General features: G+C 42.2%; 18 protein-coding genes and 1 pseudogene. 18 read left to right on the top strand and 1 reads right to left on the bottom strand.

The genetic code is table 11. The features are described 5' to 3' along the window. Window positions 1-136 precede the first annotated feature (136 nt). Window positions 137-1981 carry an APC family permease gene (locus SMSK597_RS11100; RefSeq protein ID WP_000494449.1) on the bottom strand — a complete coding sequence of 615 codons (1845 nt, stop codon included), beginning with the start codon at window positions 1979-1981 and terminating at the stop codon, window positions 137-139. Between the two features lie 157 nt (window positions 1982-2138). Here SMSK597_RS11100 and SMSK597_RS11095 point away from each other — a divergent pair, with 157 nt between their 5' ends. The 18 genes and pseudogenes from SMSK597_RS11095 (at window position 2139) to pflA (ending at window position 17623) form a co-directional block, all read left to right on the top strand. Continuing rightward, window positions 2139-2912, top strand: coding sequence for a TatD family hydrolase (locus SMSK597_RS11095; RefSeq protein WP_000575613.1), 774 nt, complete (start codon window positions 2139-2141; stop codon window positions 2910-2912). Beyond that, the gene (rnmV, locus tag SMSK597_RS0103095; RefSeq protein ID WP_000659997.1) at window positions 2912-3472 is read left to right on the top strand and encodes a ribonuclease M5; all 561 of its coding nucleotides are present in this window, start codon (window positions 2912-2914) and stop codon (window positions 3470-3472) included. Before SMSK597_RS11095 ends, rnmV begins: the two co-directional genes overlap by 1 nt. A gap of 71 nt (window positions 3473-3543) precedes the next feature. Next, window positions 3544-4455 (top strand): helix-turn-helix domain-containing protein, encoded by a 912-nt coding sequence (locus SMSK597_RS11090; protein WP_000904843.1) that lies wholly within the window; start codon window positions 3544-3546, stop codon window positions 4453-4455. 341 nt (window positions 4456-4796) lie between these two features. Continuing rightward, a complete protein-coding gene (locus tag SMSK597_RS11085; RefSeq protein ID WP_000790986.1) occupies window positions 4797-5276 on the top strand; it encodes a hypothetical protein in 480 nt (159 codons plus the stop codon). Between the two features lie 764 nt (window positions 5277-6040). Next, a pseudogene (locus SMSK597_RS0103090) lies at window positions 6041-6336 on the top strand (lactococcin 972 family bacteriocin). A gap of 76 nt (window positions 6337-6412) precedes the next feature. Next, a complete protein-coding gene (locus SMSK597_RS11080; protein ID WP_000825234.1) occupies window positions 6413-8443 on the top strand; it encodes a bacteriocin-associated integral membrane family protein in 2031 nt (676 codons plus the stop codon). 1 nt (window position 8444) lies between these two features. Then, entirely contained in the window at window positions 8445-8567 is a 123-nt protein-coding gene (locus SMSK597_RS14125; RefSeq protein WP_004238449.1) for a hypothetical protein, read from the top strand. Continuing rightward, window positions 8564-8710, top strand: a complete 147-nt coding sequence (locus tag SMSK597_RS14120; RefSeq protein WP_001050985.1) for a hypothetical protein — start codon at window positions 8564-8566, stop codon at window positions 8708-8710. The genes SMSK597_RS14125 and SMSK597_RS14120 overlap by 4 nt, the downstream gene beginning before the upstream one ends. Next, window positions 8688-8969 (top strand): hypothetical protein, encoded by a 282-nt coding sequence (locus tag SMSK597_RS11070; protein WP_255261791.1) that lies wholly within the window; start codon window positions 8688-8690, stop codon window positions 8967-8969. The genes SMSK597_RS14120 and SMSK597_RS11070 overlap by 23 nt, the downstream gene beginning before the upstream one ends. A 251-nt stretch (window positions 8970-9220) precedes the next feature. After that, window positions 9221-10093: a 16S rRNA (adenine(1518)-N(6)/adenine(1519)-N(6))-dimethyltransferase RsmA gene (rsmA, locus tag SMSK597_RS11065; protein ID WP_001216841.1), complete on the top strand. Its 873-nt coding sequence runs from the start codon at window positions 9221-9223 to the stop codon at window positions 10091-10093. Between the two features lies 1 nt (window position 10094). Further along, a complete protein-coding gene (rsgA, locus tag SMSK597_RS11060; RefSeq protein WP_001161959.1) occupies window positions 10095-10973 on the top strand; it encodes a ribosome small subunit-dependent GTPase A in 879 nt (292 codons plus the stop codon). A gap of 10 nt (window positions 10974-10983) precedes the next feature. Continuing rightward, entirely contained in the window at window positions 10984-11640 is a 657-nt protein-coding gene (gene rpe, locus SMSK597_RS11055) for a ribulose-phosphate 3-epimerase (protein ID WP_000084989.1), read from the top strand. After that, window positions 11603-12265: a thiamine diphosphokinase gene (locus SMSK597_RS11050; protein ID WP_000006134.1), complete on the top strand. Its 663-nt coding sequence runs from the start codon at window positions 11603-11605 to the stop codon at window positions 12263-12265. Before rpe ends, SMSK597_RS11050 begins: the two co-directional genes overlap by 38 nt. A 1-nt stretch (window position 12266) precedes the next feature. Next, window positions 12267-13523 (top strand): DNA recombination protein RmuC, encoded by a 1257-nt coding sequence (locus SMSK597_RS11045; protein ID WP_000444782.1) that lies wholly within the window; start codon window positions 12267-12269, stop codon window positions 13521-13523. Further along, on the top strand, window positions 13513-14454 hold the full coding sequence (locus tag SMSK597_RS0103085; RefSeq protein ID WP_000703194.1) for a 3'-5' exoribonuclease YhaM family protein: 942 nt from the start codon (window positions 13513-13515) through the stop codon (window positions 14452-14454). Before SMSK597_RS11045 ends, SMSK597_RS0103085 begins: the two co-directional genes overlap by 11 nt. A 104-nt stretch (window positions 14455-14558) precedes the next feature. Next, on the top strand, window positions 14559-15386 hold the full coding sequence (purR, locus tag SMSK597_RS11040; RefSeq protein ID WP_025169708.1) for a pur operon repressor: 828 nt from the start codon (window positions 14559-14561) through the stop codon (window positions 15384-15386). Between the two features lie 66 nt (window positions 15387-15452). Beyond that, window positions 15453-16703 (top strand): diaminopimelate decarboxylase, encoded by a 1251-nt coding sequence (locus SMSK597_RS11035; protein WP_000856536.1) that lies wholly within the window; start codon window positions 15453-15455, stop codon window positions 16701-16703. A gap of 125 nt (window positions 16704-16828) precedes the next feature. Then, window positions 16829-17623 (top strand): pyruvate formate-lyase-activating protein, encoded by a 795-nt coding sequence (gene pflA / locus SMSK597_RS11030; RefSeq protein WP_001288286.1) that lies wholly within the window; start codon window positions 16829-16831, stop codon window positions 17621-17623. The last annotated feature ends 27 nt before the right edge of the window (window positions 17624-17650 follow it).

Genomic DNA, 17650 nt, shown 5'->3' with positions numbered 1-17650 from the left:
GACCTCAAAGCAGTGCTTTGAGCAGCCTGCGGCTAGCTTCCTAGTTTGCTCTTTGATTTTCATTGAGTATAAGCATAGTGGCTGGATTCAGAAAAAGGCCTTACCAGACGCTTTTGATTCTGGTAGGGCCTTTTCTTTATTCTTTTAAGTGATAAGAGTAGCTAGCGACAACGACGTCTTGGTGCCAACGAAGGGCATATTTGAGTTTGAGAATCATCTGATTATGCAGGATATTTTGCCAAGGTTTATTAGGGATAAACTGGGGTACCAGGACAGTGACTGTATAGTTCTTTTTCTGGGCATCCTCAGAGATTCGTTTGACATACTTGACAGTAGGGGTGATGATGTCGCGGTAGCTGGTCTTGATATTTTTCAGAGTAATGGTTGGGAAGTAATCGGCAAATTCTTGGAGAATTTCTTGGTCTTTTTCTGCGGTTTCCTTGGTAGAAATATGCATGACTAGGACTTCGTCACCGATACTTTGAGCGTAGTTAATGGCTCCGACACTGACTCGGGTGACATTTCCTACTAGGACCAGAACCAGATTACCGTCATAAGTACGTTTTTCGACTCCTTCATAGAGTCGCAGTTGTTGGGCTACTTTTTGGTAATGACTGTGAATTGCCAAGAAGAGTAGGGTGAGTACGAGAATAATCGGGAAGAAAGGCCAGATATCACTGAGACGGAAAAAGAGCAGGATTAGCACGATAGCGTAGCAAATGATGGCTCCAAGGATATTGGCAAGGGCAGGTTTTAAGAAATTTGTCCCTTTTTCTTTTTTCCAATGGCGAATCATCCCAGTCTGAGATAGGGCGAAGGGCACGAAGACCCCGATAGTATAAAGAGGAATCAAACGTTCGGTATTGCCATTAAAAATGAGAAGAAGAATCATAGCACCAAAAGCCAGAGTTAAAATTCCATTGGAGTAGCCTAGCCGGTCTCCTTTTTCCATAAAGAGATGGGGCATGTATTTGTTTTTAGCCATATTGTAAGCCAGCATAGGGAAGGCCGAAAAGCCAGTATTTGCAGCTACGGCCAAAATCAAGGCTGTGGAGAATTGGAAGATATAATAGCCAAGGTGTCCTAAGAAGGAATTGCCAAGGATGCCTTGAGCCATCTGTGAAAGAATAGTTTCTCCGTGTTGAGGCATAATCCCCATCCAGTAGTTTAGGAAGGTAATGCCTGCAAAAAGAAAACCTAAAATCAGTGACATAATGGTCAAGGTTTGAGCGGCATTCTTTTCTTTTGGAGCCTTGAAAAAGGGAACGGCATTTGAAATAGCTTCAACTCCTGTCAGAGAGGCAGAACCGCTGGTAAAGGCTCTTAGAATGAGAACGATAGACAGGCTCGGAACAGCATGCCCAATAGGTGAAGTTGCCTGATAGCTGAGAGACCCTGTCATTAGTTGAAAGATTCCGTAGAGCAAGAGAAAGACAGTACTGATGATAAAGAGATAGACAGGAATCATCAGTGAACTGGCAGATTCTTTTAAGCCCCGTAAATTCAAGAGCATGAGCAAGCAAACTAGAAAAATGGAAATATGGAGGTTGTAAGGGTGTAGAGCAGGGAGAGCTGCTGTGATAGCGTCCGCTCCAGATGAAACAGATACCGCTACGGTCAGCATGTAGTCAACTAGCAGACTACCTCCAGCGATTAAGCCAAGTTCGGGAGATAGATTTTCTCGAGTAACCATATAGGCCCCTCCCCCTTGAGGGTAGGCATGGATGATTTGACGGTAGGAGACGGTCAGGCTAGCTAGGAGCAGGAGGACAAAGAGGCCGATAGGAAGGCTCCACCATATCGCAAGAGGAGAGAGACTAGCCAAGACGAGGACTACTTGCTCAGGCCCATAGGCAATGGAAGATAGAGCGTCGCTTGACAACATGGCCAAGGCCTGCATTTTTCCCAGTAGTCCCCCTTCGCCTTCAGTTAATGACTTAAGAGGACGACCGATAAAAGTCTGTTTTAATTTTGTAAACATGGTATTTTCCTTTTCTGAAAATTTCAATAAGTGCTATTATACTGCTTTGGAAAAAGAGCGTCAAGAGATGATAATGGGTTTTAGAATATTTTTTTCAGATGAGGAGAGAGGTCAGTTTTTTTGCTATAATAGTAGATAGAAAACGAGGTTAGAAGAGATGATTTTTGATACACATACACACTTGAATGTAGAAGAATTTGCAGGTCGTGAGGCAGAAGAAATTGCCTTGGCTGCTGAGATGGGTGTGACACAGATGAATATTGTTGGTTTTGATAAACCGACGATTGAGCGTGCCTTGGAGTTGGTAGATGAGTATGACCAGCTCTATGCGACTATCGGTTGGCATCCGACAGAAGCAGGGACTTACACAGAGGAAATTGAAGACTACTTGCTTGATAAGCTCAAGCATCCAAAGGTAGTTGCCTTGGGTGAGATTGGTTTGGATTATCATTGGATGACAGCGCCCAAAGAGGTGCAGGAGCAGGTTTTTCGCCGTCAGATTCAGCTATCTAAGGACTTGGATTTGCCTTTTGTTGTCCATACCCGTGATGCGCTGGAAGACACCTATGAGATTATCAAGAGTGAGGGAGTTGGTCCTCGTGGTGGTATCATGCATTCTTTCTCAGGGACTCTTGAATGGGCAGAGAAGTTTGTTGCGCTTGGCATGACCATTTCCTTCTCAGGAGTGGTGACTTTCAAGAAGGCAACTGACATCCAAGAAGCGGCTAAAGAGTTACCTTTGGACAAGATTTTGGTGGAAACGGATGCTCCCTACTTGGCTCCTGTTCCTAAACGTGGTCGCGAAAACAAAACAGCCTATACTCGCTATGTAGTGGACTTTATCGCCGACTTGCGTGGTATGACGACAGAAGAGCTAGCGGCAGCAACGACTGCAAATGCAGAACGAATTTTTGGATTGGACAGCAAGTAATGAAAGAAAAAATTTCTCAAGTCATCGTGGTCGAAGGTCGCGATGATACGGCCAATCTCAAACGCTATTTCGATGTAGAGACCTATGAGACCCGAGGTTCTGCCATCAATGAGCAGGATCTAGAACGGATTCAGCGCCTACACCAACGTCATGGAGTCATTGTCTTTACAGACCCAGATTTTAATGGGGAGCGGATTCGGCGCATGATTATGACGGCCATTCCAACAGTTCAGCATGCCTTCCTCAAACGAGATGAAGCTGTTCCTAAGTCCAAGACCAAGGGCCGTTCTCTGGGAATTGAGCATGCCAGTTATGAAGACTTGAAAACGGCTCTAGCTCAGGTGACAGAACAATTTGAACATGAGAGTCAGTTTGACATCAGTCGTAGCGACTTGATTCGCCTTGGTTTTCTAGCGGGAGCAGATAGTCGTAAGCGACGAGAATATCTAGGAGAGGCTCTCCGAATTGGTTATTCCAACGGTAAGCAACTCCTCAAACGCCTGGAGTTGTTTGGAGTCACCTTGGCAGAAGTGGAAGAAGCTATGAAATCTTATGAGTAGGAAAGATGTAGCCGTTACAATTTTTTAAGTTTCACAGTATTTTTCGAAGTAGGTAGAAGAGGAGGCGTCTGATGTTAATTGGTCAAAAAATCAAAGAGATTCGGATAGAAAAAGGAATTAGTCGTCCAGATTTTTGTGGAGATGAGCAAGAACTGACGGTTCGTCAACTATCGCGAATTGAAAGTGGAGCTTCGCAACCGAGTTTGCCGAAGTTAGACTATATTGCTCGCCGGTTAGGAGTTCCAGCTTATAGCCTTATGCCGGATTTTTCAGCTCTTCCTCCTGCTTATTTAGAATTGAAATACCAGATTTTACGTGAACCAATCTATGGTAAAGAAGAGGAATACGATAAAAAAGAAGCGTGTTTGGAAGAGATAGAGGATTTATTTTATGAGCAACTTCCTAATGAGGAAAAAGTATGGTTTGAAGCTACTAGAGCAACGATAGATGTTATTAGAAGCGGACGACCAGAATATGGGGAAACCGTACTGGACGATTATTTTAAAACAATTTATGATAAGGAATTGTTTTTGATAAATGAATTAGAAGTTATCAACTTATATTTTGCTATAGTGCTTACAAAGATAAAACAAGGTCAAAATCAGATTGAAGAAATTAACAGAATTCATTCGTTTTTAGTTCGTTTGACAAATCATGTAGAATTAATTGCACCAGAATATCTGTTTGCTTTAAGTAACACTTTGTTTTCGGGTCTAGCCTGTTTGGATAATTTGTCGTCTTATGATTCACTAGAATCTTATATCTTTAGCCTTAATCATATAATGGAAAAAACACAAGATTTCCAGAAGAAACCAATTATATTAATGTTGGAGTGGAAATTATCTCTAATAATAAACAATGATTATGTATCTGCCGAACAGTTCTATCAGAAATCGAAGCTATTTGCTGATATAATAGAAAATTCTTATTTAGTTACTATGTTAGAAAAACAATGGCAAGAAGATTTAAAAAAATATTTATAAATATCGTGAAGCAATGACAAAAATGTCCTTGTTCTTACATCAAAACAGTTCTAAAGTTCGTCTTTAGGGCTGTTTTTTTATATATAAGCTAAAAATGACACGAAATAGTTCTATTTTAAGGACATTGATGTCCTTGGAGTTTATTTAAGAATAATTTATAATCAATTAAAACGTGAAAGGAGATTACAATATGAACTTTTTTAGTTTATTTTATTTAGTTACTTGGTGGTTTAAATAAAATTTAGTTATGTCTACTTAGTTTCAAAATAGATTCTTTAGGGCAAAGTGTCAGTTTATTAGGATAGTTATGATAAAAATGTATATTTCGAGGAGAAAATAAAATGAAAAATAAGATTTTAACAAAAACAGCAATTGTTTTAAGTTGCTTTTTAACATTAAGTACTGTTGCTCTCCCATCTGCAACTGCTTTTGCTTCTACATATTCAGTTTCGGATAAAGCAACTCAAGTTTCAAAACGTTCTACGGCAACTAATAGTGAAGGAAAACATATCTACATAGATAACGGACGTATATTAGAATTTGATAAAGATACTGTTTCGCAAGAGGATATCCAAGCTGCTAAAATGGACAGAGGAAAGTGGTCTTTTTCAGTTACAGCTATTCGAAAAGGTTATAGTAAACTCCCTTCGAATGTTAAAAGATGGATAAATCAATATATAGGATTGAATGCCATATTGAGTACACTAGAACACTTTACTGGTTGGATTGAAGATGGAATCTACCAGGCTTGTAAGCGTGCAGGTATGCCAGATTGGATGGCTTGGACAGTAGCTAAAGCTTTGACCTTGATAGCACTATAGTTTATGAAAAAATTAAAAAAATACCTTCCATTCTTTTTCTGTCTACTATACCTAATACACGGAATACTTGATTTATCAACTTTAAATATTTTAGGTGCAATCTTTAAAATTATAATTAGTACTTTGGGTATAATAGTTACATATCCGTTTTATAAAGAAGGAAACGAATAATTTAAAGAAATAATCCTGTACTCAGTCTTATTTAGTTGTTCTTATAGTAGTAGGAATAATCCGTGTTTACCATTTGCGAGTAATAAACAATAATCCTAAAAAAAGTCTCTGATAACTAGTGATTGATTTTTCTCGGATTAGTTTCACACAATTGTTTATACGAATGATTGGAGATTATGTTAAATTTACTTTGTGGTATTTTGCAATCAGAGTACATCAAATAGGCACCTTTTTATGTGTCCTTCGTTTTATAATAGGGTAAGAATATTTATAAACATAGTGAAGCAATGACAATAATGTCCTTGTTCTGGTCTTGAAATAGTTCTAAAGTTCGTCTTTAGGGCTGTTTTTTTATATATAAGCTAAAAATGACACGAAATAGTTCTATTTTAAGGACGTTGACGTCCTTGGTAGTGTGATAAAGATGGAGTATAATGACTATAAAAGTTCATTTCAGGGTGCTATTTTGACAATTTAGAGAAAAACAAATAATTTTAGAATATCATTTAGTAATATAATAGTATCAACGTTGATAATGGAAAGAGGAGCAAATAACTCAACAATCTTGTAATCAAAAATAGAGGAGTATTAATATGAAACAAACAGTTAAAAAATTAGCCCTTGTAGCGAGCGTTGCAACAACATTAGGTGGAAGAGTGCAGTAGTATCGGCCGCGGTTAAGTATCCAGATGGTGGTGTCTGGACGTATGGTTCAGCTAACGGCGGTGCTTACTCAAACTACTATCACCCGTCAAAATACCATAGTTCAACGGTTTCCAGCAGATGGAATAGTTCATCTGATAAGGGATATGCTGGTGCTGGAGGGACTTCTCGTGCATGGATTCGTACTTCTTGGGGAGAGAAAGTTGCATTCTACTATAATGTTTAGAATGGTATAGCCCTATTGTTTAGCTTTACTTGGTCATCTTCTCACTAAGTGACCAAGTAACTTTTTGGAGGAAATGATGAAACGCTTATTTATTTTGATTTCAATGGTATTGGTATCGCTTTATATGGTGATAAATTCTGTTGACCATCGAGAAGAGATTTTATTTGGTAACTATCCCTCTGTTGACGTGATGGGTACTGGGCTAGACCAGCCAGTAGCTGGTCGCGAAGAGGTGACAGAGGCTTTGAGTAACTTGGCAGTAGAGCACAATAGTCTCATCGCCCGTCGGATCGTTGAGCCAAATGAAGCTGGAGAAACACGCTTTACCTATGCTACTTATGGTGAGGGAGAACTTCCAGAAGGTTTGACCATTTCCTCCAAGGAGAGTGCAGAAACGAGTGATTTATTAGGGTCTTACTTGATTGTGTCAGGGAGTTTGGATGGAGTGAGCTTACAGACCGCCCTGCAAGAACTTGGTTATAATGGTGTTGTCTCGAATAGAACGGAGGCATTTTCGATGGTCGTCCTCTTGGCTGCTACCCCAATGGGGCTACTGAGTCTAGCTATTTTTCTGCTGACTTTTATGAGTCTGACCCTGATTTATCGGATCAAGTCCCTTCGTCAGGCAGGGATTCGCTTAATAGCTGGTGAGAGCTTGTTTGGAGTTGCTCTCAGACCAGTGTTAGAAGATGTGAGACAGCTTATCTGCTCAGTACTGGTATCCAGTCTTTTGGGATTGGGGATTCTCTGGTATCAAGGTGCCTTGTTTATGGCAACGGTGCAACTGGTCATCATTGCTCTTCTACTCTATGGATTGACCTTGGCAGGGATTTCTACCTTACTAAGTGTCGTGTATCTACTTGGTTTACAGGAAAATAGTCTGGTGGATCTATTGAAAGGGAAACTCCCTCTCAAACGTATGATGACATTGATGATGGTGGGGCAACTTTTAGCCGTACTGGTGGTCGGATCGAGTGCGACTGCTCTCCTACCTCACTACCGTGAAATGCAGGAGATGGAGAGAGCTAGCGATAAATGGAGCCAGTCCTCAGACCGTTACCGTCTATCCTTTGGTTGGTCTAGTGCATTTGCCGATGAAGAAGGAATGCGTAAGGATAATCGTGAGTGGCAGACATTTACTGAAGAACGGTTAGCCAATACAGACTCTTTTTATATTATGAGCAATGTTGACAATTTCTCAGATGGAGCAGAAGTGGACCTAGATGGCAATCGTCTCAATGACTACACACCGTCAGGGAATGTTATCTATGTCTCACCGCGCTATCTGATAGAAGAAAAGATTACCGTTTCTTCAGAGTTTATGGATAAGATGCAAAACTTGTCTGAGGGAGAGTTTGGGCTGATTTTGCCTGAGAGCTTGCGAGAGCAGTCTGCCTACTACCAAGGATTGTTTACAGATTACCTGCAAAGATTTTCATCTGAAAGTGTAGAGGCGACGAGTCAGAAACACTACCTTCCACAGGTAACGCTAGCTTTTACAGAAACAGGACAGGAACGTTTCCTCTATAATGATGGGTACAAGACAACACGCCAGTACCTAAAAGATCCGATTATTGTAGTTCTAACGCCGCAAGCGACTGGAACAAGACCTGTTGCAGGGATGTTGTGGGGAACTACGGCTAATAGTGCCTTGAAACTAGATCGATATGGAGACAGCATCACAGCTCTAAAAGAGCAAGGTCTGTATCACAAGGTTTCTTACTTGGTAAAAAGCCAGCTATTTTTTGCCAAGGTACTAAATGACAAATGGGTGGAGTTTTACTCTCTCCTTATTGGGACGATTTTGACCCTGTCTACGGCTATCTTGTTATTTGATTCCATGAATCTTCTCTATTTTGAGCAGTTCAGACGGGAGCTTATGATTAAACGTCTTGCTGGTATGACAATCTATGAGCTTCATGGCAAGTATTTACTGGCGCAAGGAGGAGTTCTCTTGCTTGGCTTAGTCCTATCTAGTATTTTGACAAGAGATGGTTTGATTAGCGCTCTAGTTGTAGCTTTGTTTACGCTTAACGCCCTCTTGATTTTAGTAAGGCAGGACAAAAAAGAAGAAGCTGGTAGCATGGCAGTATTGAAAGGAAAATAAGATGATTGATATTCAAGGATTGGAAAAGAAGTTTAATGACCGCGCGATTTTCTCTGGTTTAAACCTCAAGCTGGAGAAGGGCAAGGTCTATGCCTTGATCCTGAAAATTCAGAGGAGGTTATGAATCTCTTGGTGGATTTGAAAGATGAAAATCGAATCATTATCATTGCAACCCATAATCCCCTAGTCTGGAATAAGGCAGATGAAATTATTGATATGAGGGAGCTTGCTCATGTGTTAAAAAATCCGTATTCGCAGGGTATCTGATTATCCCAGTGTCAGAGGTGGTTTAGAAGACATCCTCATCATGGAAAATATGACCAATCATCTCCTTTTGGTTCAAATCCGAGTAAATGGATATTTGCTTGATTTTGCTAGCATTGAAGGGCAAAGGCAAAAGCATTATCGTTTGAAAAATTTACCTCAAACGGTTGAATTTACAGTGGACGATGTGGAGGAGGATGTAGATTTGACCCTACCTGAAAATCGAAGTTATCAAGAAGCTGATTTTTTTGATACTCAATGAAAATCAAAGAGCAAACTAGGAAGCTAGCCGCAGGCTGTACTTGAGTACGGCAAGGTGAAGCTGACGTGGTTTGAATTTGATTTTCGAAGAGTATGAACGGATGTTTCGAGAGAACCGCTCAGTCCCCCTTTAAAGATTTCCAAGACTATCTTTCTTCATGAGGAAAGATAGTTTTTTGGTATGATTTTCACCCCCAAAATACAAGGGGAATGTGTTACAATAGTAGTAACAGATAATAGAAAAGAGAATAGATGAGAATTGCAGATTATAGCGTGACCAAGGCAGTGCTGGAGCGTCACGGTTTTACCTTTAAAAAGTCCTTTGGGCAAAATTTCTTGACGGATACCAATATCCTTCAAAAAATCGTGGATACGGCTGAGATTGATGACCAAGTTAATGTCATTGAAATTGGCCCAGGGATTGGTGCCTTGACGGAGTTTCTGGCTGAGCGTGCAGCGGAAGTTATGGCCTTTGAGATCGACCACCGTTTGGTACCGATTTTGGCAGATACCTTGCGTGATTTTGACAATGTGACCGTAGTCAACGAGGACATTCTCAAAGTCGATTTGGCGCAACATATCCAGAATTTCAAAAATCCTGACCTGCCAATCAAGGTAGTGGCTAATTTGCCTTACTACATCACAACGCCTATTCTCATGCACTTGATTGAGAGTGGCATTCCGTTTAGTGAGTTTGTGGTCATGATGCAAAAAGAGGTAGCGGACCGCATTTCCGCTCAACCAAATACCAAGGCATATGGTAGTTTGTCAATCGCTGTGCAGTATTACATGACTGCCAAGGTTGCCTTCATTGTACCTCGTACGGTCTTTGTGCCAGCACCAAACGTGGACTCTGCTATTTTGAAAATGGTGCGTCGTCCAGAGCCAGCTGTAGCAGTGGAAGACGAGAGCTTCTTCTTTAAGATTTCCAAGGCTAGTTTCACCCATCGCCGCAAGACCTTGTGGAACAATTTGACAGGTTACTTTGGCAAGACTGAAGAGGTCAAGGACAAGCTGACCAAGGCTTTGGACCAAGCAGGATTGTCACCAAGTGTACGTGGGGAAGCTCTCAGCTTGGCAGAGTTTGCCAGCCTAGCAGATGCGCTTAAAGGGCAAGGACTCTAAGATGCAGGGACAAATTATTAAGGCTTTGGCAGGCTTCTACTATGTAGAGAGTGATGGCCAGATCTATCAAACACGGGCGCGTGGAAATTTCCGTAAAAAAGGTCACACACCCTACGTTGGGGATTGGGTAGATTTCTCTGCGGAGGAAAATTCAGAGGGCTATATTCTCAAGATTCACGAACGCAAAAATAGCCTAGTCCGTCCGCCTATTGTCAACATTGACCAAGCTGTAGTAATCATGTCTGTCAAGGAGCCTGATTTTAACAGCAATTTGCTGGATCGTTTCCTGGTTCTTTTGGAGTACAAGGGCATCCATCCCATTGTCTATATTTCCAAAATGGATTTGTTGGAAGATAGGGAAGAACTGGATTTTTATGAACAGACGTATGGTGACATCGGCTATGACTTTGTGACCAGTAAAGAGGAACTCCTGCCTTTGTTAACAGGCAAGGTTACAGTCTTTATGGGGCAGACAGGTGTTGGGAAGTCAACTCTTCTCAATAAAATCGCACCAGATCTCAATCTTGAAACAGGAGAAATCTCAGACAGTCTGGGTCGCGGGCGCCACACCACTCGAGCTGTTAGTTTTTACAACCTCAATGGGGGAAAAATCGCGGACACACCAGGCTTTTCATCACTAGATTATGAAGTATCAACGGCAGAAGACCTCAATCAGGCCTTCCCAGAGATTGCCACTGTCAGTCGAGACTGCAAATTCCGTACTTGTACCCATACCCATGAGCCTTCTTGTGCGGTTAAGCCAGCAGTTGAAGAAAGTACCATTGCGCCCTTCCGTTTTGACAACTACCTGCAATTCCTCAGTGAAATTGAAAATCGTAGAGAAACTTATAAAAAAGTCAGCAAAAAAATTCCAAAATAAGGAGAAACCTATGTCTCAATACAAGATTGCTCCGTCAATTCTGGCAGCAGATTATGCCAACTTTGAACGTGAAATCAAACGCCTAGAAGCAACTGGGGCAGAGTATGCCCATATCGATATCATGGATGGGCACTTTGTGCCACAAATCAGTTTTGGTGCAGGTGTGGTCGAAGCTCTTCGCCCTCATAGCAAGATGGTCTTTGACTGCCACTTGATGGTGGCGAATCCAGAGCATCATTTAGAAGACTTCGCGCGTGCAGGTGCGGATATCATCAGCATCCATGTGGAAGCGACACCTCATATTCATGGCGCCCTCCAAAAAATTCGTTCACTCGGTGTTAAACCTTCGGTTGTCATTAACCCTGGTACGCCTGTTGAAGCGATTAAGCACGTGCTTCACCTAGTTGACCAAGTCTTAGTCATGACAGTTAACCCTGGCTTCGGTGGGCAAGCTTTTCTGCCAGAGACCATGGATAAGGTCCGTGAGTTGGTTGCCCTTCGAGATGAAAAAGGTTTGAAATTTGAGATTGAAGTGGATGGCGGGATTGATGACCAAACTATTGCTCAAGCTAAAGAAGCTGGTGCGACTGTTTTTGTAGCAGGTTCCTATGTCTTTAAGGGAGATGTCAATGAGCGAGTACAAACTCTCAGAAAACAACTGGACTAGAGTTGCCGTTTTTGCAGGCGGAGACCGCGGTCATTATCGGACGGACTTTGATAGCTTTGTCGGTGTGGATCGAGGCTCGCTCTGGGTTTTGGAAGAAGCCTTGCCTCTTACTCTAGCAGTCGGAGATTTTGATTCTGTGACGGAAGAAGAGCGACAGGTGATTCAAAAACGTGCCCAGCATTTTGTTCAAGCCCGACCAGAAAAGGATGATACTGATTTGGAATTGGCTCTCTTAACTATCTTTAAGAACAATCCTCAGGCTCAAGTTACTATTTTCGGTGCTTTGGGTGGTCGTATTGACCATATGTTGGCTAACGTCTTTCTACCTAGCAATCTTAAGTTGGCACCATATATGCGTCAAATAGAAATTGAGGATGGGCAAAATTTGATTGCCTATTGTCCAGAAGGGACCAGTCAGCTAGAACCCCGTTCAGACTACGACTATCTAGCTTTTATGCCGGTTCGGGATAGCCAGCTGACCATTCTTGGAGCTAAGTATGAGTTAACTGAGGAAAATTTTTTCTTTAAAAAAGTGTACGCTTCTAACGAATATATAGATAGGGAAGTGTCAGTGACTTGCCCAGATGGCTATGTGGTCGTGTTGCATAGTAAGGACAGGAGGTAGGATGGAAAGTTTATTAGTTCTATTATTGCTTGCCAACCTAGCTGGACTTTTTCTGATTTGGCAGAGGCAGGATAAGCAGGAAAAACATCTCAGCAAGAGCTTGGAGGATCAGGCAGATCACTTGTCAGACCAGTTGGATTACCGCTTTGAACAAGCTAGGCAAGCCAGCCAGTTGGATCAAAAAGATCTGGAAGTAGCTGTTAGCGACCGCTTGCAAGAAGTTCGAATCGAGTTGCACCAAGGTCTGACTCAGGTCCGTCAAGAAATGACAGATAATCTCTTGCAAACTAGAGACAAGACTGATCAACGGCTTCAAGCCCTGCAGGAATCCAATGAGCAACGTTTGGAACAAATGCGCCAGACAGTCGAGGAAAAACTAGAAAAGACCTTGCAGACACGCTTACAGGCTTCCTTTGAGACAGTTTCCAAGCAACTAGAGTCGGTCAATCGTGGTCTTGGAGAAATGCAGACAGTTGCCCGCGATGTCGGAGCCCTCAACAAGGTTCTCTCTGGAACTAAGACGCGAGGAATTCTGGGTGAATTGCAACTGGGGCAAATCATCGAAGACATCATGACCCCTGCTCAGTACGAACGAGAATACGCAACGGTTGAAAACTCCAGTGAACGAGTTGAGTATGCTATCAAGTTACCCGGACAAGGCGACCAAGAGTACGTCTATCTACCAATTGACTCTAAGTTTCCACTAGCAGATTATTACCGCCTAGAAGAAGCCTATGAAGCAGGTGATAGGGACGAGATTGAACGCTGTCGCAAGTCACTCCTAGCAAGTGTCAAGCGCTTTGCCAAGGATATTAAGAGCAAGTACATAGCACCGCCTCGGACGACCAATTTTGGAGTTTTGTTTGTTCCGACAGAAGGTCTCTACTCAGAAATTGTCCGCAATCCTGTCTTCTTTGATGATTTGAGGCGGGAGGAGCAGATTATTGTCGCAGGGCCAAGTACCCTATCAGCTCTTCTTAACTCCCTATCAGTTGGCTTCAAAACTCTCAATATCCAAAAGAGTGCCGACCATATCAGTAAGACTCTTGCCAGCGTCAAGACCGAGTTTGGCAAGTTTGGTGGCATTCTGGTCAAGGCACAAAAGCATCTCCAATATGCCTCTGGCAATATTGATGAATTATTAAACCGTCGTACCACAGCTATCGAGCGGACGCTCCGTCACATTGAGTTGTCAGAAGGTGAGCCTGCGCTTGATCTACTCCATTTCCAAGAAAATGAGGAAGAATATGAAGATTAGTCACATGAAAAAAGATGAGCTGTTTGAAGGCTTTTACCTAATCAAATCAGCTGACCTGAGGCAAACTCGAGCTGGGAAAAACTACCTAGCCTTTACCTTCCAAGATGATAGTGGCGAGATTGAAGGGAAGCTCTGGGATGCCCAACCTCATAACGTTGAGGCTTTTACAGCAGGTAAGGTTGTCCACATGAAAGGGCGCCGAGAAGTTTATAACAACACCCCTCAAGTAAATCAAATTACCCTCCGCCTGCCTCAAGCTGGCGAACCCAATGATCCAGCTGATTTCAAGGTCAAGTCGCCAGTTGATGTCAATGAGATTCGTGACTACATGTCGCAAATGATTTTCAAAATTGAAAATCCTGTTTGGCAACGGATTGTCCGAAAGCTCTACACCAAGTATGATAAGGAATTCTACTCCTATCCAGCTGCCAAGACCAACCATCATGCCTTTGAAACGGGCTTGGCCTATCATACGGCGACCATGGTGCGTTTGGCCGATGCCATTAGCGATATCTATCCTCAGCTCAATAAGAGCCTGCTTTATGCGGGGATTATGCTGCATGACTTGGCTAAGGTCATTGAGTTGACGGGGCCAGACCAGACTGAGTACACAGTGCGAGGCAATCTTCTTGGGCATATCGCTCTGATTGATAGTGAAATTACCAAGACAGTGATGGAACTCGGCATCGATGATACCAAGGAAGAAGTCGTTTTGCTTCGTCACGTTATCCTCAGTCACCATGGCTTACTTGAGTATGGAAGCCCAGTCCGTCCACGCATTATGGAAGCAGAGATTATCCATATGATTGACAATCTGGATGCAAGCATGATGATGATGTCAACAGCTCTTGCTTTGGTGGATAAGGGAGAGATGACCAATAAAATCTTCGCTATGGACAATCGTTCCTTCTATAAACCAGATTTAGATTAATAATTTAAGAAAAACGAGCATTTTTAGGATAAGAATGTTCGTTTTTTTATGTGAATATGGTATAATAGATAAAATATCAAAATTAAATGAAGTGGGAAATAGAAATGAAATTAAGAAGAAGTGATCGGATGGTTGTCATTTCCAACTATTTGATTAATCATCCTTATAAACTAACTAGTCTCAATACTTTTGCTGAAAAGTATGAATCTGCTAAATCATCCATCTCAGAAGATATCGTCATTATCAAACGCGCCTTTGAGGAAATCGAAATTGGTCACATCCAGACTGTAACTGGGGCTGGCGGAGGTGTTATCTTTACACCGTCTATTTCGAGTCAGGATGCTAAGGAAATGGTTGAAGACTTGCGTGCCAAGTTGTCAGAAAGTGACCGTATCTTGCCAGGTGGCTATATCTACCTGTCTGATTTGCTTAGCACACCAGCTATCTTGAAAAATATTGGTCGCATTATTGCCAAGAGCTTTATGGACCAAAAGATTGACGCGGTTATGACAGTAGCGACCAAGGGTGTTCCGCTTGCAAATGCAGTTGCCAATGTCCTCAATGTTCCTTTTGTCATTGTGCGCCGTGACTTGAAAATTACCGAAGGTTCAACGGTTAGCGTCAACTATGTATCCGGTTCAAGTGGTGACCGCATCGAGAAAATGTTCCTTTCAAAACGCAGTCTAAAGGCAGGCAGCCGTGTCTTGATTGTGGATGACTTCTTGAAAGGTGGCGGAACTGTCAACGGGATGATCAGCCTCTTGCGCGAGTTCGACTCAGAACTGGCAGGTGTTGCAGTCTTTGCGGATAATGCCCAAGAAGAACGTGAAAAGCAGTTTGACTACAAGTCACTCTTGAAGGTAACCAATATTGATGTCAAGAACCAAGCCATTGATGTTGAGGTTGGCAATATCTTTGACGAAGATAAATAAGAGATAGAACTAAAGGTTGGAACGATTGTCCCAGCCTTTCTTTGCAAATAGAATAGAAGGAAGTATATGAAAACACCATTTATCAATAGAGAACAGTTAGAAGCGATTGTTTCCGAGTTCCCAACTCCCTTTCACTTGTATGATGAGAAGGGAATTCGTGAGAAGGCAAGAGCCGTCAACCAAGCCTTTTCGTGGAACAAGGGCTTTAAGGAATATTTTGCAGTTAAGGCTACTCCAACCCCAGCTATTTTAAAAATTCTTCAAGAGGAAGGTTGTGGAGTGGACTGCTCTAGTTATGTGGAGCTTTTGATGAGCCATAAACTGGATTTTCCAGGTTCTGAGATCATGTTCTCTTCAAACAATACGCCAGATAAGGAATATGCCTATGCGCGTGAATTGGGTGCGACCATTAACTTGGATGCCTTTGAAGATATTGAACATCTAGAGCGTGCAGCAGGCATTCCAGAAATTATCTCTTGTCGTTATAATCCTGGAGGCGTTTTTGAACTGGGGACAGACATCATGGACAATCCTGGAGAAGCCAAGTTTGGCATGACCAAGGACCAGCTCTTTGAAGCTTTTGCTATCTTGAAGGAAAAAGGAGCCAAGACTTTTGGGATTCACTCCTTCCTAGCGTCCAATACCGTGACCCATCTCTATTATCCAGAGTTGGCGCGTCAGCTCTTTGAATTGGCTGTTGAAATCAAAGAAAAGTTGGGGATTTCGCTAGACTTTATCAATCTTTCTGGCGGTATTGGTGTCAATTATCGTCCTGACCAGGAGCCAAATGATATTGCCTTGATTGGTGAGGGAGTTCGTAAGGTGTATGAAGAGGTTCTTACGCCAGCAGGTCTTGGTCAGGTTAAGATTTATACCGAATTGGGTCGTTTTATGTTAGCCCCTCACGGCGCTTTGGTCACAAGAGTCACTCATAAGAAGAAAACCTACCGTACCTATCTGGGTGTGGATGCATCAGCAGTCAATCTTATGCGTCCAGCTATGTACGGAGCCTACCATCATATTACTAATGTGACCCATCCAGATGGACCAGCTGAAGTGGTAGATGTGGTTGGTTCACTCTGTGAAAACAATGATAAATTTGCAGTGAATCGCGAACTGCCTCATACAGAAATCGGTGATTTGCTGCTAATTCATGATACAGGTGCTCACGGTTTTTCAATGGGCTACCAGTACAACGCCAAACTTCGTTCTGCGGAAATCCTCTATACCGAAGAAGGGAAAGCCCGTCAAATCCGCCGTGCAGAGCGCCCTGAGGACTACTTTGCAACCTTGTATGGCTTTGATTTTGAAGAATAAGATGATAAGTAATTGAAAATGAAATTGAAAAACAGATTGCTTTCTAAAAAATAGGCAAAAATCTTGTTTTTCCTTCAAGTCGTGATATAATAAAACTATAAAACGTTTTCAAGGAAGGTAACGATATGTCTGAAGAAACAATTGATTATGGACAAGTGACAGGAATGGTGCATTCGACAGAAAGCTTTGGGTCAGTAGATGGGCCTGGTATTCGCTTTATTGTCTTTTTGCAGGGCTGTCACATGCGTTGCCAGTATTGCCATAACCCGGATACTTGGGCTATGGAGTCCAATAAATCACGTGAACGGACGGTAGATGATGTCTTGACAGAAGCCTTGCGCTACCGTGGTTTCTGGGGAAATAAGGGTGGTATTACAGTCAGTGGAGGAGAAGCCCTCTTGCAGATTGATTTCCTGATTGCCCTCTTCACCAAGGCTAAGGAACATGGAATCCACTGTACCTTGGATACCTGTGCCCTTCCTTTCCGTAATAAACCACGTTACCTTGAAAAGTTTGACAAACTCATGGCTGTCACTGACTTGGTTCTCTTGGATATCAAGGAAATCAACGAAGAACAGCACAAAATTGTCACTAGCCAAACCAATAAAAATATCTTGGCTTGTGCCCAGTATCTATCAGATATTGGAAAACCTGTCTGGATTCGCCATGTGCTAGTTCCAGGATTGACAGACAGAGATGATGACTTGATTGAACTTGGTAAGTTCGTCAAGACCCTCAAAAATGTTGATAAGTTTGAAATTCTACCTTATCATACCATGGGTGAGTTCAAATGGCGTGAACTGGGAATTCCATATTCTCTCGAAGGGGTTAAACCACCAACAGCAGACCGTGTGAAAAATGCTAAGAAACTCATGGATACCGAAAGTTACCAAGACTATATGAAACGTGTACATGGATAAAAAAGAAGCCTGATGGAAACATTGGGC

Origin of the sequence: Streptococcus mitis SK597 (assembly GCF_000148545.1) — a bacterium.
Taxonomy (GTDB): domain Bacteria; phylum Bacillota; class Bacilli; order Lactobacillales; family Streptococcaceae; genus Streptococcus; species Streptococcus mitis_C.
This window is presented reverse-complemented; position numbering and strand designations above follow the sequence as displayed.

What these genes read in the sequence shown, in the direction of transcription:
- rpe (WP_000084989.1), top strand. Translation starts at nt 10,984, where the DNA reads ATGTCTCAATACAAGATTGCTCCGTCAATTCTGGCAGCAGATTATGCC.
- pflA (WP_001288286.1), top strand. Translation starts at nt 16,829, where the DNA reads ATGTCTGAAGAAACAATTGATTATGGACAAGTGACAGGAATGGTGCAT.
- SMSK597_RS11045 (WP_000444782.1), top strand. Translation starts at nt 12,267, where the DNA reads ATGGAAAGTTTATTAGTTCTATTATTGCTTGCCAACCTAGCTGGACTT.
- purR (WP_025169708.1), top strand. Translation starts at nt 14,559, where the DNA reads ATGAAATTAAGAAGAAGTGATCGGATGGTTGTCATTTCCAACTATTTG.
- SMSK597_RS11050 (WP_000006134.1), top strand. Translation starts at nt 11,603, where the DNA reads ATGAGCGAGTACAAACTCTCAGAAAACAACTGGACTAGAGTTGCCGTT.
- SMSK597_RS14120 (WP_001050985.1), top strand. Translation starts at nt 8,564, where the DNA reads ATGAATCTCTTGGTGGATTTGAAAGATGAAAATCGAATCATTATCATT.
- SMSK597_RS11095 (WP_000575613.1), top strand. Translation starts at nt 2,139, where the DNA reads ATGATTTTTGATACACATACACACTTGAATGTAGAAGAATTTGCAGGT.
- SMSK597_RS11100 (WP_000494449.1), bottom strand. Translation starts at nt 1,981, where the DNA reads ATGTTTACAAAATTAAAACAGACTTTTATCGGTCGTCCTCTTAAGTCA.
- SMSK597_RS11090 (WP_000904843.1), top strand. Translation starts at nt 3,544, where the DNA reads ATGTTAATTGGTCAAAAAATCAAAGAGATTCGGATAGAAAAAGGAATT.
- SMSK597_RS11035 (WP_000856536.1), top strand. Translation starts at nt 15,453, where the DNA reads ATGAAAACACCATTTATCAATAGAGAACAGTTAGAAGCGATTGTTTCC.
- SMSK597_RS11080 (WP_000825234.1), top strand. Translation starts at nt 6,413, where the DNA reads ATGAAACGCTTATTTATTTTGATTTCAATGGTATTGGTATCGCTTTAT.
- rsmA (WP_001216841.1), top strand. Translation starts at nt 9,221, where the DNA reads ATGAGAATTGCAGATTATAGCGTGACCAAGGCAGTGCTGGAGCGTCAC.
- SMSK597_RS11085 (WP_000790986.1), top strand. Translation starts at nt 4,797, where the DNA reads ATGAAAAATAAGATTTTAACAAAAACAGCAATTGTTTTAAGTTGCTTT.
- rsgA (WP_001161959.1), top strand. Translation starts at nt 10,095, where the DNA reads ATGCAGGGACAAATTATTAAGGCTTTGGCAGGCTTCTACTATGTAGAG.
- rnmV (WP_000659997.1), top strand. Translation starts at nt 2,912, where the DNA reads ATGAAAGAAAAAATTTCTCAAGTCATCGTGGTCGAAGGTCGCGATGAT.
- SMSK597_RS14125 (WP_004238449.1), top strand. Translation starts at nt 8,445, where the DNA reads ATGATTGATATTCAAGGATTGGAAAAGAAGTTTAATGACCGCGCGATT.
- SMSK597_RS0103085 (WP_000703194.1), top strand. Translation starts at nt 13,513, where the DNA reads ATGAAGATTAGTCACATGAAAAAAGATGAGCTGTTTGAAGGCTTTTAC.